This is a genomic window from Nocardia sp. AB354, from assembly GCF_049538315.1.
Classification (GTDB): Bacteria; Actinomycetota; Actinomycetes; order Mycobacteriales; family Mycobacteriaceae; genus Nocardia; species Nocardia nova.
Genome location: NZ_JBMVFU010000037.1, coordinates 1 through 16,187 on the forward strand (window position 1 = coordinate 1; position 16,187 = coordinate 16,187).

General features: G+C 67.7%; 13 protein-coding genes. 7 read left to right on the forward strand and 6 right to left on the reverse strand.

The annotated features are described in order from the left end of the window. The 4 genes from rpoB to ACPCUW_RS33135 all read right to left on the reverse strand — a co-directional run. A partial coding sequence (gene rpoB, locus ACPCUW_RS33120) for a DNA-directed RNA polymerase subunit beta (RefSeq protein ID WP_423429244.1) occupies positions 1 to 2,505 on the reverse strand: 2,505 nt, incomplete at its 3' end. A 352-nt stretch (positions 2,506 to 2,857) separates the two neighbouring features. After that, complete coding sequence (locus ACPCUW_RS33125; RefSeq protein WP_423429245.1) at positions 2,858 to 3,709, reverse strand: carbohydrate ABC transporter permease; 852 nt, start codon at positions 3,707 to 3,709, stop codon at positions 2,858 to 2,860. Further along, on the reverse strand, positions 3,706 to 4,602 hold the full coding sequence (locus ACPCUW_RS33130; RefSeq protein ID WP_423429247.1) for a carbohydrate ABC transporter permease: 897 nt from the start codon (positions 4,600 to 4,602) through the stop codon (positions 3,706 to 3,708). The genes ACPCUW_RS33125 and ACPCUW_RS33130 overlap by 4 nt, the downstream gene beginning before the upstream one ends. Next, positions 4,599 to 5,843 carry an extracellular solute-binding protein gene (locus ACPCUW_RS33135; protein ID WP_423429249.1) on the reverse strand — a complete coding sequence of 415 codons (1,245 nt, stop codon included), beginning with the start codon at positions 5,841 to 5,843 and terminating at the stop codon, positions 4,599 to 4,601. Before ACPCUW_RS33135 ends, ACPCUW_RS33130 begins: the two co-directional genes overlap by 4 nt. A 173-nt stretch (positions 5,844 to 6,016) precedes the next feature. On the opposite strand from ACPCUW_RS33135, the gene ACPCUW_RS33140 reads away from it, so the two are divergent. The 5 genes from ACPCUW_RS33140 (at position 6,017) to ACPCUW_RS33160 (ending at position 10,731) form a co-directional block, all read left to right on the forward strand. Next, positions 6,017 to 6,946 carry an SIS domain-containing protein gene (locus tag ACPCUW_RS33140; RefSeq protein WP_423429251.1) on the forward strand — a complete coding sequence of 310 codons (930 nt, stop codon included), beginning with the start codon at positions 6,017 to 6,019 and terminating at the stop codon, positions 6,944 to 6,946. Next, complete coding sequence (locus tag ACPCUW_RS33145) at positions 6,943 to 7,866, forward strand: ROK family protein (RefSeq protein ID WP_423429253.1); 924 nt, start codon at positions 6,943 to 6,945, stop codon at positions 7,864 to 7,866. The genes ACPCUW_RS33140 and ACPCUW_RS33145 overlap by 4 nt, the downstream gene beginning before the upstream one ends. Then, on the forward strand, positions 7,863 to 9,020 hold the full coding sequence (gene nagA, locus ACPCUW_RS33150) for an N-acetylglucosamine-6-phosphate deacetylase (protein WP_423429254.1): 1,158 nt from the start codon (positions 7,863 to 7,865) through the stop codon (positions 9,018 to 9,020). The genes ACPCUW_RS33145 and nagA overlap by 4 nt, the downstream gene beginning before the upstream one ends. Beyond that, positions 9,008 to 9,961 carry a hexose kinase gene (locus tag ACPCUW_RS33155; protein WP_423429256.1) on the forward strand — a complete coding sequence of 318 codons (954 nt, stop codon included), beginning with the start codon at positions 9,008 to 9,010 and terminating at the stop codon, positions 9,959 to 9,961. The genes nagA and ACPCUW_RS33155 overlap by 13 nt, the downstream gene beginning before the upstream one ends. A 209-nt stretch (positions 9,962 to 10,170) precedes the next feature. After that, positions 10,171 to 10,731 (forward strand): hypothetical protein, encoded by a 561-nt coding sequence (locus ACPCUW_RS33160; protein ID WP_423429258.1) that lies wholly within the window; start codon positions 10,171 to 10,173, stop codon positions 10,729 to 10,731. A 16-nt stretch (positions 10,732 to 10,747) separates the two neighbouring features. Here ACPCUW_RS33160 and ACPCUW_RS33165 read toward each other — a convergent pair whose 3' ends face one another. Further along, the gene (locus tag ACPCUW_RS33165; protein WP_064909753.1) at positions 10,748 to 11,749 is read right to left on the reverse strand and encodes an XdhC family protein; all 1,002 of its coding nucleotides are present in this window, start codon (positions 11,747 to 11,749) and stop codon (positions 10,748 to 10,750) included. A gap of 201 nt (positions 11,750 to 11,950) precedes the next feature. After that, positions 11,951 to 13,096 (reverse strand): lipase family protein, encoded by a 1,146-nt coding sequence (locus ACPCUW_RS33170; RefSeq protein ID WP_218403111.1) that lies wholly within the window; start codon positions 13,094 to 13,096, stop codon positions 11,951 to 11,953. Between the two features lie 503 nt (positions 13,097 to 13,599). On the opposite strand from ACPCUW_RS33170, the gene aceA reads away from it, so the two are divergent. Further along, positions 13,600 to 14,892 carry an isocitrate lyase gene (aceA, locus tag ACPCUW_RS33175; protein ID WP_030518801.1) on the forward strand — a complete coding sequence of 431 codons (1,293 nt, stop codon included), beginning with the start codon at positions 13,600 to 13,602 and terminating at the stop codon, positions 14,890 to 14,892. Between the two features lie 324 nt (positions 14,893 to 15,216). After that, a complete protein-coding gene (locus ACPCUW_RS33180) occupies positions 15,217 to 16,086 on the forward strand; it encodes a 3-hydroxybutyryl-CoA dehydrogenase (RefSeq protein ID WP_030518802.1) in 870 nt (289 codons plus the stop codon). The last annotated feature ends 101 nt before the right edge of the window (positions 16,087 to 16,187 follow it).

Sequence of the window (16,187 nt, forward strand, 5' to 3'; positions counted from 1 at the left end):
GAGTTCGTTGACGCCGGGAGGCAGATCGTCGTCGTCCTCACGCGAGAACACACGAATACCGATCACCTTGCCCGACTCACCGTGGGGCACCTTCAACGACGTGTCACGCACCTCGCGGGCCTTCTCACCGAAGATCGCACGCAACAACCGCTCCTCGGGAGTCAGCTCGGTCTCACCCTTCGGAGTCACCTTGCCGACCAGGATGTCACCGTCACGCACCTCGGCACCGATCCGCACGATGCCACGCTCGTCCAGATCCGCCAGCACCTCATCCGACACGTTCGGAATATCACGAGTGATCTCCTCGGCACCGAGCTTGGTGTCGCGAGCATCGATCTCATGCTCCTCGATATGAATCGAGGTCAGCACGTCCTCCTCCACGAGACGCTGCGACAGAATGATCGCGTCCTCGTAATTGTGACCCTCCCACGGCATGATCGCCACCAACAAGTTCTTCCCCAACGCCATCTCACCGTTCTCGGTGGCCGGACCGTCGGCGAGGGCGTCCCCGCCGACCACCCGCTGCCCTTCGTCCACGATCGGACGCTGGTTGGCGCAGGTGCCCTGATTGGTGCGCGAGTACTTCCGCAGCCGGTAGCTGCGCCGCGTCCCGTCGTCGTGCATGACGGTGATGTAGTCGGCCGAAACCTCCTCCACCACACCGGATTTCTCGTTGACGATCAGGTCCCCGGCGTCGACGGCGGCCCGCCGCTCCATACCGGTGCCGACCAGCGGCGCTTCGGTGCGCAGCAACGGAACCGCCTGCTTCTGCATATTCGCACCCATCAGGGCGCGGTTGGCGTCGTCGTGCTCGAGGAACGGAATCATGGCGGTCGCGACCGACACCATCTGGCGCGGGGAGACATCCATATAGTCGATCAGATTCGAATCGACGAGCTCGACCTCGGAATTCTTGCGCCGCACCGGGATTCGTGCGGCGACGAAGCGGCCTCCGGCATCGAGCGGTTCATTGGCCTGGGCGACGACGTGCCGGTCCTCCTCGTCGGCGGTCAGATAGTCGACCTCGTCGGTGACGGCGCCGTCGACCACCCGGCGGTACGGAGTCTCGATGAAGCCGAACGGATTGACCCGCGCGTATACCGAGAGGTAGCCGATGAGGCCGATACTCGGCCCTTCGGGCGTCTCGATCGGGCACATCCGGCCGTAGTGGCTGTAGTGCACATCGCGAACCTCCAGACCGGCGCGCTCGCGGCTCAGGCCGCCGGGCCCCAGCGCCGAGAGTCGGCGCTTGTTGGTCAGACTCGCCAGTGGATTGCGTTCGTCCAGGAACTGCGACAGCTGTGAACTGCCGAAGAACTCGCGGACCGCCGCGGTGATCGGGCGGATGTTGATCAGGGTCTGCGGAGTGATGGCCTCGACGTCCTGCGTGGTCATCCGTTCCCGGACCACCCGCTCCATCCGCGAGAGCCCGATGCGGATCTGATTCTGGATCAACTCGCCGACCGTGCGGACCCGCCGGTTGCCGAAGTGGTCGATATCGTCGACCTCGACCGGAACTTCCGGCCCACCGGCCGCGGTCATCGTGGAATCGCCTGCGCGCAAACGCAACAGGTATTCGATGATGGTGACGATGTCGTCCTCGGTCAGCACGCGCGGACCACCCGTGCGGCCCCCGTGCACCCCGAGTTTCTTGTTGATCTTGTACCGGCCGACCGCGCCGAGATCGTAGCGGTTGTCCCGGAAGAACAAGTTCTCCAGCAGGTTCTGCGCGGACTCCTTGGTCGGCGGCTCGCCCGGACGCAGCTTGCGGTGGATGTCGAGCAGCGCCTCGTCGGTGCCGGCGGTGTTGTCCTTGGCCAGTGAGGTGGTCATGATCTCGGAGAATCCGAAGCGTTCGGCGATCCGTTCGCTGCTCCAGCCCAGCGCCTTGAGCAGGACGGTGACCGGCTGACGACGCTTGCGATCGATCCGCACACCCACGGTGTCGCGCTTGTCGACATCGAACTCCAGCCACGCCCCGCGCGACGGAATCACCCGCGCCGAATACAGCGTCTTCTCCGTGCCCTTGTCGATGGACTCGTCGAAATACACACCGGGCGAACGCACCAACTGCGACACGACCACGCGCTCGGTGCCGTTGACGATGAACGTGCCCTTCTCGGTCATCATCGGAAAGTCACCCATGAAGACCGTCTGCGACTTGATCTCACCGGTGTTGTTGTTGACGAACTCCGCGGTCACGAACAACGGCGCCGCGTAGGTCATGTCCTTGTCCTTGCACTCATCGATCGAGGCCTTGACCTCTTCGAAGCGCGGATCGGAGAGTGTGAGCGACATCGTTTCGGAGAAGTCCTCGATGGGGCTGACCTCGGCCAGCACCTCGGCGAGCCCGCCCATCGAGTCATTGCCCCGCGCGGCCGCGCGCCGTTGCCACTCGGGCGCTCCGACCAGCCAGGCGAACGAATCGGTCTGAACCTCGAGCAGCCCCGGAATTTCCAGGGGCTCGGTGAGTTTCGCGAACGAGAGTCGTTTCGGGATTGTCAAGGCGCGTCCTTCCAGCACCGCGCGCGGTCACGACATGGGTGACCGGCACGAGATCTGCTTGTCCTGTAGGGGCTGTATGCACAAATCCGCACCGGATGTCGTCCGAACATGCCTCGGCCGAGCCGATGGTCGGTGACGCGCAGATTGCATCACTGTCCACGGCTGTTTCGTATTTCGAGAGTTGGCGGGCATCCGGGCTGCGGGAGGTCCCAAAGTACACCGCAAAGAGAAGGTTGTCGAGAGCGCGACAAGAATAAGACACCGCATTATCGGTGTCTTCCCACTTCAATAATGGCAGCCGTATATGCGATTCGTCAAGTCGATTGTCGCCAGGACCGGCGTGTCGTGGCGATCACTTCACGCTGCCAGCGGTCAGGCCCGCGACCAGCCGCTTCTCGATGAGGGCGAACAGCACGACAACCGGCACGATGCCGACGGTGGAGATGGCGAACACGAATTGCCAGGCGGTGTCGTATTGGCCGACGAATTTCGTCAGCGCCACCGCGAGCGGTTGATTTTCCGGAGTGGTCAGCACCACCAGGCTCGCCGCGAATTCGTTCCAGCAGGAGACGAAGACGAAAATCGTCGCGGTGACAATTCCGGGCCATACCAGCGGCAGGCTGATTCGCAGCAGAATATGCGGGCGGGACAGTCCGTCGAGTTGCGCGGCTTCCTCGATCTGCACCGGAATCGAGGCGAAGAAGCTGTGCAGGATCCACACCGCGAACGAGAGGTTGAACGCCGCGTTCACCAGAATCATCGCGAACCAGGTGTCGTTGATGCCGACGGCGAAGAACTCCCGGATCAGGCCCGTCACCAGCACCGTCGGCTGCAGCATCTGAGTGACGAGCACCGCGCCGAGAAAGGCGGCCCTTCCCGGAAAGTGCTGTCGTGCAGTGTAATACGCGGCCGGCACGGCCACGGCCAGCACGATCAGTGTCGCGAGCACCGAGATGGCCAGGGTGCTGACGATATTGAACGGCAGCGGCGTTTCCGGGGTATGCCACATATCGGCGTAGTTCGCGGGCCGCCACCGATCCGGCAGATAGGCCGGCGGAATGCGCAGGATCTCCGACCGGGGTTTCAGCGATCCGAGCACCATCACGAGATACGGGACGAGAAACACCGCCGCGATCACGACACCGGCCGCGGTCAGTCCCCAGCGCCGCTTCGGTTTCCGCACGGCGCGTTCGCGGGTGGTCATGCGCCGGCTTCCGCGGTCGGCCGGACCAGTTTCACGTAGACCGCGATGATCACGGCGATCAGCGCGAAGTTCAGCACACTCATCGCGGCGGCGGTGGCCAGCTGTTGATTCTGCCGAATCAGCTTGTAGGTCAACGTGGTTGTGGTGTCGGCGGAGAATCCGGCGATACTGCCCGTCAGCACCTGCAGGATCGGCAGCGAATTGAAGACGTTGATGATGTTGACGACGGTGGCGACCGCGATCGCCGGACGTAGCTGCGGCAGCGTCAGATATCGGTAACGTTGCCACGCCGATGCGCCGTCCACCCGGCCCGCCTCGCCCACTTCCACCGGAATCGATTGCAGCCCGGCCAGAATCGTATAGGTGGTGAACGGGATCGACACGAAGACCGCGACCGCGATCGCCACCGCGAAGGCCGATCCCGGCTCCTTGGTGAACCCGAAACCCCGATCGAGCACACCGACATCGACCAGGAGGCGATTGGCGAGGCCGACCTCCGGATCCAGCAGATAGGCGAACACACTCGTGGTCATGACCACCGAGGCCGCCCACGGCACCAGGATCGCCAGCCGGATCAGGGTACGGCCGGGAAAGTCGAGAGCGAGAAATTGCGCCAGCGCCGCCGAGACCACCAGGGTGATCAGCACGACGGCGACCACCCAGACGACGGTGTGGGCGAGGACGCTGCCGAGCTCCTCGATGCCGAACAGCCGGCGGAAGTTGGCCGTCCCGGCGAAGCCGCGATCACGACCGTAGCGGCTGAGATCGCGGGTGCTGGTCCAGAGCATGTATCCGGCGGGAAATGCGACCACCGCGGCGATCAGGAGGATCACCGGGCCGATCCACGGCAGGGCGCGGATCGCGGATCCGGTGCGGCCGCGTGGGCTGCTCATTGCGCCGCCCGCGCGATGCGGCGCAGGACCTCCGCCGGGTCCGCGCCCTGTGCCACCGTGCCCATCTGCTGGCGGATCGCGCCCTGAACCGCGGCCCATTTCGGATCGGCGGAGGGATAGAAGCGGGCGACCGGCAGGGTGGCGGCGAAGGTTTCGGTCACCGGATCGTGGGCGAGCGCGCGAGTTCCGGAGGTGGTGATCGGGATGAAGTGCTCCGCCCGCACGAATTCCGAGTAGACCGCGGGTGAATAGAAGTAGTTCAGGAACTGCCGGATCGCGGCCTGCTTGTTGCGGTGTTTACGGAACGCCATCAAGTGGTCGGCGACGCCGAGGGTGACGGACGCACCGGTTTTCGTCGGTGAGGGTGCGGTGGCGTAACGAAACGCCGGATTCTGCCGGTCGATCATGCCCAATACCGGCGGCAAACCTTCGATCATGCCGATCCGGCCCTGGACGAATGCGTTGATCACGTCCTTGCGATCGGTGGAGCCCGGATTCGGCTGGGTGTCGCCCGCCGCGGCCAGTTCCGACATCGCCCGCACCCCTTCGCGGTTGGCGTCGGTGTCGACGGTGAGGGTCGCGCCGTCGGACCAGCTGCCGCCGGCGCCGAACGTCCAGATCGACGTCTCGCCCTGCGCCTCCTCACTGCCCAGCGGCAGGCCGTAACCGGAGATGCCGCCGCCGAGGGCCTGGATGCGGTGCGCGTCCTCGCGCAACTCGGACCAGGTCCGCGGCGGGGCGGCGATGCCGGCGCGGGCGAACAGGTCGGTGTTGTAGAACAGCGTGCGCGTCGAGGCGAACAGCGGTAGCGCCCATTGGGTTCCGCCGATGGAGGCGTTGCGGGCGAAGCCGGGGTCGATGTCGTGCAGGACCGCCGGGTCGGCGATATCGGTGGCCGGATAGAGCATGTCGTCGGTCGCGTAGGCGGAGTAGGCGTCGATGCCGAGAATGTCGGGTGTGGTCGTCACCGACTGCAGATCGGTGCGGATCACCTCGTTGATCGAATCCCACGATTCGACCTGAAGATGGATCGTGATCTGCGGATTCTGTGCGCGGAAGCCCGCGATGATCGCAGCCCACTCCGCGCGGGTCGCGTCGCTGTAGGCGGGCACCAGCAGTGCCAGTGCGCCGGGATCGGAATCATCGGTGCTGCGGCCGCGGAAGCCGCAGGCGGCGACGGTTACCGACAGCACGACGAGAACCGCGGCGATCGTGAACGCACCGCGCGGCCGACCGGACACCAAGCGTCAACCTTCCCCTTCGTACAACCGTCACCCGCGGCATTCGCGGGACATCGGCGGATGCCGGAGGGTGGGGACCGGTCCGGCTCGTCCGAATCTAACCGGGGCGGCGGTCGCGCGGGACGATTCGCGGGAAAGTTGACATGATCGAATCGCGGTCCGATTCTGAGACCGTGCCGCCCTCCACCGAGAGCTCGGATCGCACGCATCCGCCCCGGCCCCACCTGGCCGCCGAGGTGGCCACCCAGCCCGACGACTGGGCATGGGCCGCGGCGGTCGCGGCAGAGCACCGAACGCTGCTGCCGAGCCCCGGCGAGCGGGTGGCGGTCGTGGGCTGCGGCACCTCCTACTTCATGGCGTGCGCGATCGCCGAACTCCGGGAATCGGCCGGCCACGGTCTCACCGACGCGTGGCCGGCGAGTGCGGTGCGCGGTGGCCGCGATTACGACCGCTATCTGGTGATCTGCCGTTCCGGTACCACCACCGAGGTGGTCGACGCGATGCGGGCGATGCCTGCCACGGTGGCGCGCACCGTGATCTGCTCCAGTCCGGGGACGCCGGTACTCGAGCTCGCCGACCCGATCCTCATCGACGCGGTCGACGAGCGTTCGGTGGTCCAAACCCGTTTCGCGACAACGGCTCTCGCGATACTGCGGTGGCATCTGGGGGAGGATCTGGCGCCGGCGATCGAACAGGCCCGCGCGGTCCTGGACGAGGCCGCCGAGTCGAGTGTGCCGGCCGCCGTCCGCAACGCGGAGCAGATCACTTTCGTGGGAATGGGTTTCGCCGCGGCGCTGGCCGAGGAGGCGGGGTTGAAATTGCGGGAATCCTGCCGGGCCTGGGCGGAAGGGTATCTCGCGACCGAATATCGGCACGGTCCCATCAGTATCGCGGCACCGGGTCGTGCGGTGTGGGCGCTGGGGCACGTCGCCGCTGGGCTGCGCGAGGACATCGCCGCTACCGGAGCGCATGTCGAATATCGCGATATCGATCCGATGGCCGATCTCGTGCGCGTGCATCGGCTGTGCCTGCTGCGGTCCGCGGATCTGGGACTGGATCCCGACCATCCGCGCGGGCTGCGGCGATCGGTGATCCTGCGATGACCGAAGCGAGGGAGCTCGATCCGGTCCTCGCCATGGATGTCGGTGGAACCACGATCAAGGCGGAGATCAGCGACTCCGCCGGCCGGGTCGAGGCCGCCGCGACGGTGCCCACCCCGCGCGGTGAGCGGGCCTTCGACGCCATGGCCGCGCTGGGCGACCGATTGCTGGCCGAGGTCTCCGACGAGACACGGGCCGGCCTGCGTCGCGGGGCGATCGGACTGCCGGGCATCGTGGACGCCGCACGGTCGCTGGCGGTGTTCAGCAGCAATATCGGCTGGCGAGATGTGGTGGTGGGCAGTCGATTACAGGACCGGTGGGGATTTCCGATACTGATCGAACACGATGTGATCCTGGCCGGCTGGGCGGAGTGGCGCCTGGGTGCCGGACGCGGCGCCGACGATGTGCTGGTGGTGAACCTCGGCACCGGAATCAGCGGGGCACTGGCCGTTGGAGGGCGGCTCGTGCGCGGTGGCGCCGGGCAGGCCGGTGAATACGGGCATATCCCGGTGCGGCACGACGGGCGACGCTGCTCCTGCGGAAATATCGGGTGCGTGGAAACCGTGGCCTCCGGACCGTCCATCATGCGGGCCTACCGCGAGCGCACCGGCCGCGACATCGACGGCGCCGAAGCGGTTTTCGCGGCTCTGCCGGACGATGCGCACGCCCGGGCCGTGGTCGACGACGCGATCGACGCGCTGGCCGACGGACTCCTGGGGGTCGTGCACGCGGTCTGCCCGCAGCGCATCGTGCTCGGTGGCGGGCTGGCGGGCGCCGGGCCGGTGCTGAGCGAGGGGCTGCGCGCGCGTCTGGAGCGGCTGGTGCGAGTGGCGCCGGTTCCGCAGGTCGTCACGGGTGCGTTCGGTGCGCGGGCCGGATTGGTGGGCGCGGCCCGCTATGCCCGGCTGGAGGTCCTCGAATGAACGATGGGCAGCCGGTGCTTCGCGGCCGCGTGGTCACCTCGGCCGGGGTCGTCGACGATGCGGTGCTCGAGGTGCTGGACGGTCGCATCGAGGCGGTGCGGCCCCTCGCGCAATGGACGTTCGGCAACCGGGGCGCCGAACCGCCGCCGCATCTCGGGACCTTGCTGCCCGGTCTGGTCGACATCCACAACCACGGCGGATACGGCCACCGATTCGACACCACCGATCCGGAACAGGCGCGCGCGGCGGCGCGCTATCACCATCGCCAGGGGGCCACGACGGTGCTGGCGAGCATCGTGACCGCCGCACCCGACACGATGGTGGCCCAGGTCGCGGCCCTGCGCGAGGTGGCCGCCGATGGTGAGATCGCCGGAATACACGTCGAAGGTCCGTTCCTTTCCGAGATGCGCTGTGGTGCACAGGATCCCCGCTATCTCCGCGATCCCGATCCCGAACTGATCCGGCGGCTGCTCGAGGCCGCGCACGGGCATCTGCGCGTGATGACGCTCGCGCCCGAACGCCCGGGATTCGCCGCCGCCGCGGCGCAACTCGGCGAACACGGCGTGGTGGTGGCGCTCGGCCATACCGACGCGGGTTACGAGCAGTTCTCAGAAGCGTTGGCGCCCAACGGAGCCGGTGCTCTGGTCACGCATCTCGCCAATACGATGGCGCCGCTGCACCATCGCGCGCCCGGCGCGGTCGCCGCCGCACTGGTGGGTGCGGCCGCCGGTGATGTGGTGGTCGAATTGATCGGAGACGGCGTGCACATCGAATCCGGTTTCGGGGCATTGGTTTTCGCGACGGCGCGGCACCGCGTGGCGCTGGTGACCGATGCCATGCAGGCGGCCGGTCTGCCCGACGGTGACTACCGTCTCGGCCCGCAGGCCGTCCATGTGGAAGCCGGGGTGGCGCGGGTGCCGAGCGGCGCCCTGGCCGGCGGAACCGCGACGCAATTGCGGTGCCTGCGCTGGGCGGTGCACGAATGCGGTGTGGATCTGGTCGACGCGGTGCGCGCGGCGGCGACGACGCCGGCGGCCGCGATCGGCGCGACGGCCGTCGGTGATCTGCGGCCGGGGATGTTCGCCGATGTGCTGGTGGTCGATTCGGATCTGGAGTTGCGCGCGGTGCTGCGACGAGGACAGTGGTTGAGGTGATCCTCACCGTGACGCTGAACCCGGCCTACGATATGACCTATCGGGTCGAGAACTTCGAACCCGGACGGGCGCATCGGGTTTCGTCGGTCGAGCAGCGTGTCGGCGGTAAGGGCATCAATGTCACCCGGGTGCTCAATCAGATCGGGAAATATTCGCGCGCAACAGGTTTCGCTGATCATACGTTTTCCGCCGCTGCCGAACGAGAACTGCCGGTGGACTTCGTGCACGCGCTGCCGTGGGTGCGGCGCACCGTCGTGATCAGCGACAGTCACGACGGCTCGGCAACCTCGCTGTGGGAGCCGGGGGCACGACTCACCAATCCCGACGCGGTGGATCAACTGCTGGTGCGATTGCGGGGGCTGGCCGGTGAGGCCGGTGGCATCGTCGTCTCCGGGTCGCTGCCCGGCGGCGTGCGCGCGTCGCTACCCGCCGACCTGGCCCGCATCGGACTCGGCGCCGGGGTTCCGGTGATCTGCGATGTGGACGGTCTCGCCCTCGAAGCCGCCGCCCGGGTGCCGGGGGTGATCCTCATGCCGGATCTCGACGAACTCGCGGGACTGACCGGGGCACGCCCGGCCACGACCGAGGAGGTGGCCGCGGCGGCCGCCGCGCTGATGGGCGACGGCGCGGGAGCGGTGATCGCGACGCGGGGCGCCGGCGGCATGGTCGCGGTGACACCGGACGGCGCGTGGTCGGCCGTTCTGCCCGAGCCGTTGTGCGGCAATCCGACGGGGGCCGGTGATGCCGCGGCCGCCGCGGTGATCGCCGCGCTGGCCGGACCCGACCGGCCGGAGTGGCCCGCGATACTCGCCGATGCGGTTGCCACCTCGGCCGCGGCGGTGGTGATGGCGGTGGCCGGCGAGATCGACCTGTCGCTGCGGCAGCGGGTGCTCGCGGAGGTCGTGGTCGAGAAGCTGGCCGATCCGGTCGGCGACCGCTGACCCTTCCGGTGCGGCGCTGCCTCGGGCCCCGGGGCGGCTCGGGCCGAGGGGAATTGCGCCGCGCCGCGTCCGTGCGGTGACCGCGGCGGTGGCGGGCGGTACATTGCCAACGGGCTTGTCGTTGTCTGCGTGCCGTGGGCCGATGCTCGGTGCCTCGGATCGCCGAACCAGAGGATCGTCGAACCGGAGTTTCCGGAAGAGGTGAGCTGATGCCCGACTCCGCACCAGACCCCGCTGCCGCTCCCGAGCCGGTCACGGGCCGCGACCTCGCGCCTGCCACGGACCCGGCGCTCGAGCCCGACCTCGCCCGTAAGCCCGACCTCGCCCGTAAGTCCGATACCGCTCGTGAGTCCGATCCCGCCCTCGAGTCCGACTTCGTCTCGGAGCCCGGCGCCGCAACCCCTGCCGACGACGTGCCGATCCCCCGGATGCCTTTCACGGTTCGCGCGGCGCAGGTCCTCGCGCTCGGCCTGGCCGTGGTCGGCGTCGGCTGCACCGTCACCGCGGGCTGGGTGTCCGGGTGGCATGTCGCGCTGATCACCGGGCTGTCGTTCGTCGCCAGCTGGATATTGGGCGCGGTCGCCCTGGCCTTCGGCGCCGTCGGCGCGAGCATCCGGATCAGCGCGGTTCTGCTCGCGGTGCTCAACGCACTGTGGACGGTGCCCTCCATCGTCGTGGGCCGCCCGCCCGGCTGGCTCGGGCCGGTGGTCTCCGTGCTGGTCGCCGGGCTGCTGCTGCGACGTTCGGCCCGAGACTGGTTCGAACCCTAGGGTCGGCCCCGGACGATCAGGAGGCGGCGGCGGTGGCGTGTGCCGGGGTCCGACTCGAACCCGCGGACCGCACCGCGAGCAGTTCGGCGGCGATCGCCACGGCATGTTCCATCGGGGTGCGGGCACCGACGTCGAAGCCCGCCGGCGCGTGCAAGCGGGCCAGCGTGTCGGCGCCGAATCCGCCGGCCTGCAATGCCTCGAGCCGGTGGTCGTGCGCCGAATGCGAGCCGAGCGCGCCCAGATAGCCCAGCTCGGGTAGGCGCAGCGCGACGGTGAGCAGGGGGATCTCGAACTTCGGGTCCTGGGTCGCGGCGACGATCGCGGTGGTGCGGTCGATGGCCCCGATCCCGGCCTGGGCGTTGAGATAGCGGTGCGGCCAGTCCACCACTACTTCCGCGCCCGGGAACGAGGCGGGCACGGCGAAGGCCTCGCGCGGATCGCAGATGGTCACGCGGTAGCCGAGCAGCCGGCCCTGGGTCGTCAAGGCGGCGGCGAAGGTATTGGCGCCGAAGATGATCAGTCGCGGCGGCGCGGTGTGGGACGAGACGAACACATCCGATTCCGGCAGCGACACCAGCTCGGTGTTGTGCCGGCGGTCGGTGACCAGATGCTGGCCGATCACCTCCGGGTCGCTGTGCCACACGACGGTGAACACCGTGACGGGCTTGTGCCGCGCGATATCCCCGGCCACCGCCGCGAATTCCGGAAAGTCGTTGCGGGAGAACGGTTCTACGAACACGTCGATGGTTCCGCATTCCGCGCTCACGTCGAATCCGGAGGTCGCGTCGAAGCGCCGCAGCTCTCGGTGGCCGGTGCGCGCGGCCTCCACCGCGGCCTCGTAGACGGCGGCCTCGTAGCAGCCGTCGGAGACCGATCCGTGCACACCGCCGTCGGGGTCGACGAGCATCGCCGAGCCCACCGGTAAGGGGGAGCTTCCGAAGGTGCGGACCAGGGTTGCCAGGCCGCCCGTGCGGCCGCTGTGCCAGACCCGTAGCAGGTCCTCGACGATGTCACGCATCACATGCTCCCGATCAGCGTGCGCGAGTGGGCGGGCCCGCCGGTCGTCGCGTCCCGTCGCCAGATCGTCACACGTGAGGGCCACGATAACCGCTCCCGTGCGCGGCGTCGTGTCGGCGATGGGAATTCCCCGACGGGCACCGATCGGCGCGGGAATCCGGCTGTGACATAGCACAACCGAATAACCGACCGAGTTGTACCGTCAGGCGAACAGGCCGCGAACGAACGGCAACGAATCGACCAGTGAGGCGTTCACCGTGCCGTCGTGATCGGTGGGATAGATCCGGAAGGTCAGCGGCTGCCGGTTGGCGGTCAGAACCCCCGCGTAGCGCAGTGTCTCCGGGGTGATCACATCGGTGTCGCGCAGGCCCTGGCCCATGAAAATCGGCCTGTCGTAACCGGTTTCGGGCAAGCCGAGGTAGCCGGACAGCAAACCGTGCAGATTCGGAATCTGCGACAACGGGCGGGTGAACAGATCGCCGATCACCACGCCCGCGGCGGCCAGATCGTCACCGAGGGGTGTGAGACATTCGTCCTTCGCGCGGTCGAGCCAGTTCCGGCCGGAGTCGGTCAGGAAGGACTCGATGCCGAGTTCCGGGAACGTGGTGCGCAGGCCGTTCAGGATGTAGAGAACGTATCCGGTGGTGTGCGGGCTCAGCTTCACCGGCGGGATGCCCGGGCCCAGCGGCATCAGGATGTCCTCGATATAGGCCGGTACGCCGGTGCCGACGCCACCCCGGTAGTCGAGGTCGGGGCCACCGAACTCGGTCGCGTAGCGCGCGGTGAACATCGCCGCGCCGCCACCCTGCGACTGGCCGACCACGACCCACTCGCGCGACAGCTGCGAGTAGTGGCCGACGGCCGCCCGCACGGCGTCGACCACGTTGTGCGCCTCGACGACGCCGTTGAGATACGGGTGATCGCCGGGGGTGCCGAGGCCGGCGTAATCGGCGGCCACGATCGCGTAGCCCTGCTTCAGCCAGGTGCCCAGATACGCCCAGTCCCGATCCACGGCGCCGGGGCCGGCGATGCTGTAGGCGCAACTGTCGCCGAGGCCGACCGTGCCGTGCGCCCACGCGACGACCGGCCAGCCGCCGGCCGGAGCCGGGCCCGGCGGAAAATACACCGCGGCGCTCGCGACCGTCGGCTGATTCCCGACCGTGCTCGTCGTATAGAGGATGCGCTGGGAATCCACGGAGCCGGGCAGCGTCGCGGCCGCGGACAGCGGCTCCACCGATTGCACCGCCGGCGTGTCTGCCGCGGCGCCGGGCGCCTCGATCACGGCGGCCGTCGCGGCCAGTGCCAGGGAGCAGGCGACGCCCGCGACCGCGGTCCACAGTGTGCGCATCGTGTTCCTTTCCGGGTTCCGGTGCCGACCCCCGGGGCACGACGATCAGTGTCGCAGCCGCTCGTTCGAGCCGCCGAGGTATGTCCGAATCGTACGGAGCCGGGAGTGGCGCGGCGCACACCGAGGGCAGCCGCCCGCGCTTGTGAAGGTCCTCACAGTCGGCAATGCGTGCTCCCGAATCGCCGCGGTGGTAAGGCTCACTGAAACAGTACGGGCGTTACGTAAAACCGCATGTCAGGCCTACTCGCCAGTAGAAGTGGGGCGTGCAATTAACAGGCAAATTTTGCAGACTTAGCAAACACCCCCGCAAAGCTAGCCGAGATTCACACTTGCAACAGGTAGACGGCAATTTTTAGTTGTGCCATCGTGTGGAAGTACACCCGATGGGCATAGCAACCCTGCAAATTGCCGCTCCAGCAGAGTTCGGACATCGCGACCCGTAGTCGGCGCGGATGTTCGGCGAGCGGGGCAACCGAGACCGAACGAAGAAGTGGAGTCATCAGATGTCGAACGTCGGCACCCCGAAGACCGCTGCGGAGATCCAGAAGGACTGGGACACCAACCCGCGCTGGAAGGGCATCACCCGCGAGTACACGGCCGAGCAGGTCGTGCAGCTGCAGGGCAATGTCGTCGAGGAGCACACGCTTGCCCGCCGGGGTGCGGAGCTGCTGTGGGAGGGCGTCAACGCCGAGGGCGAGTACATCCACTCGCTCGGCGCTCTGACCGGTAACCAGGCCGTGCAGGCCGTGCGTGCCGGCCTGAAGGCCATCTACCTGTCCGGTTGGCAGGTCGCCGGTGACGCGAACCTGTCCGGCCACACCTACCCCGACCAGTCGCTGTACCCGGCCAACTCGGTGCCGTCGGTCGTGCGCCGCATCAACAACGCGCTGCTGCGCGCCGACGAGATCGCCAAGGTCGAGGGCGACACCTCGGTCGACAACTGGGTCGTGCCGATCGTCGCCGACGGTGAGGCCGGCTTCGGTGGCGCGCTGAACGTCTACGAGCTGCAGAAGGCCATGATCGCCGCGGGTGCCGCCGGTACCCACTGGGAGGACCAGCTGGCGTCGGAGAAGAAGTGCGGCCACCTCGGTGGCAAGGTGCTGATCCCCACCCAGCAGCACATCCGCACCCTGACCTCGGCTCGCCTGGCCGCCGACGTCGCCGACACCCCGACCGTCGTCATCGCCCGTACCGATGCCGAGGCCGCCACCCTGATCACCTCCGACGTCGACGAGCGCGACCGTCCGTTCATCACCGGTGAGCGCACCGCCGAGGGCTTCTACCACGTCAAGAACGGCATCGAGCCCTGCATCGCGCGTGCCAAGGCCTACGCCCCCTACTCCGACCTGATCTGGATGGAGACCGGTATTCCGGACCTGGAGGTCGCCCGCAAGTTCGCCGAGGGCGTCAAGTCCGAGTTCCCGGACCAGCTGCTGGCCTACAACTGCTCGCCGTCCTTCAACTGGAAGGCGCACCTGGACGACGCCACCATCGCGAAGTTCCAGCGCGAGCTGGCGGCGATGGGCTTCAAGTTCCAGTTCATCACCCTGGCGGGCTTCCACTCGCTCAACTACGCGGCCTTCGACCTGGCCTACGGTTACGCCCGCGAGGGTATGACCGCCTTCGTCGACCTGCAGGAGCGCGAGTTCAAGGCTGCCGCCGAGCGTGGCTTCACCGCCATCAAGCACCAGCGTGAGGTCGGTGCCGGCTACTTCGACACCATCGCCACCACCGTGGACCCGAACACCTCGACGGCGGCCCTGAAGGGCTCCACCGAAGAGGGCCAGTTCCACTGAGCTGAACCCGGTCGCCCCTCCCGGGCGACGGTGACCTGAACCGGCGGCAGCTGTCGCCGGTTCACCTCACCACCAGATATGGGCACTCCTGCAACGAGCGCCCGCAGCCCTTCCCGTCGAACAGCCCCGGCGGGGAGGGCTTTTCCCTTAGAACCCCGACAGTCGACAACGTGCCCGGCAAAATTCGATACGAGACAACTGATTTCGTAAGAACATGGGTAACTCATCGGGTACATCCAGAACCGGTTTGGCACCCGACGCAACAACGGATGCACGACTACCGCGGCACTCAGCCGCCCGCAAAAATTCCGGAGAGGCGGAACAGTGAGCAGCGAGAAGATTCAACGCGTCGGAGTCATCGGCGCTGGACAGATGGGCGCCGGAATCGCCGAGGTCTGCGCCCGGGCGCATGTCGATGTGCTCGTGTTCGAACAGACCCGGGAACTGGCCGCCGCCGGCCGCGCCCGCATCCTGCGATCGCTGGATCGCGGTGTGAGCAGCGGCAAGATCACCGAGCGCGAGCGCGAACAGGCCGCCTGGCGGCTGCGGTTCACCTCCGACCTCGGTGACTTCGCCGACCGGCAGTTGGTCGTCGAGGCCGTCGTGGAGAGCGAAGACGTCAAGACCGCGATCTTCAGCGAACTCGACAAGGTCGTCACCGACCCCGACGCCGTGCTGGCCTCCAACACCTCCTCGATTCCGATCATGAAGATCGCCGTCGCCACCAACAACCCCGAGCGGGTCGTGGGCATGCACTTCTTCAACCCGGTGCCGGTGCTGCCGCTCGTCGAGCTCGTGACCACCCTCAAGACCAGCGAAGCCGTTTCCGCGCGCGCCGAAGCCTTCGCCGGTGAGGTCCTCGGCAAGCAGGTCGTGCGCTCCGCCGACCGCTCCGGCTTCGTCGTCAACGCGCTGCTCGTGCCGTACCTGCTCTCGGCCATCCGCATGGTCGAATCCGGCTTCGCCACCAAGGAAGACGTCGACAAGGCGATGGTGCTCGGCTGTGCCCACCCCATGGGCCCGCTCGCCCTGACCGACCTGGTGGGCCTCGACACCGTGAAGTCGATCGCCGACTCCATGTACGCCGAATTCAAGGAGCCGCTCTACTCGGCGCCGCCGCTGCTGATGCGCATGGTGGAGGCCGGGCTGCTCGGTAAGAAGACGGGGGCCGGCTTCTACCAGTACAACCGCTGACGATCGGGCTTCTCGGAGCCGGTCGGCTCGTCGTTCGGGTGCCGCTGCGTAGGCGACGAAAGAGCAAGCCGTGGTGCCCGAACGACGATCCCTGGGTGCCG

Excerpts from the sequence above, each read along its gene's own strand:
- ACPCUW_RS33145 (WP_423429253.1), top strand. The coding sequence starts at position 6,943 with ATGACCGAAGCGAGGGAGCTCGATCCGGTCCTCGCCATGGATGTCGGT.
- ACPCUW_RS33160 (WP_423429258.1), top strand. The coding sequence starts at position 10,171 with ATGCCCGACTCCGCACCAGACCCCGCTGCCGCTCCCGAGCCGGTCACG.
- ACPCUW_RS33130 (WP_423429247.1), bottom strand. The coding sequence starts at position 4,602 with ATGAGCAGCCCACGCGGCCGCACCGGATCCGCGATCCGCGCCCTGCCG.
- aceA (WP_030518801.1), top strand. The coding sequence starts at position 13,600 with ATGTCGAACGTCGGCACCCCGAAGACCGCTGCGGAGATCCAGAAGGAC.
- ACPCUW_RS33170 (WP_218403111.1), bottom strand. The coding sequence starts at position 13,096 with ATGCGCACACTGTGGACCGCGGTCGCGGGCGTCGCCTGCTCCCTGGCA.
- ACPCUW_RS33165 (WP_064909753.1), bottom strand. The coding sequence starts at position 11,749 with ATGCGTGACATCGTCGAGGACCTGCTACGGGTCTGGCACAGCGGCCGC.
- ACPCUW_RS33125 (WP_423429245.1), bottom strand. The coding sequence starts at position 3,709 with ATGACCACCCGCGAACGCGCCGTGCGGAAACCGAAGCGGCGCTGGGGA.
- nagA (WP_423429254.1), top strand. The coding sequence starts at position 7,863 with ATGAACGATGGGCAGCCGGTGCTTCGCGGCCGCGTGGTCACCTCGGCC.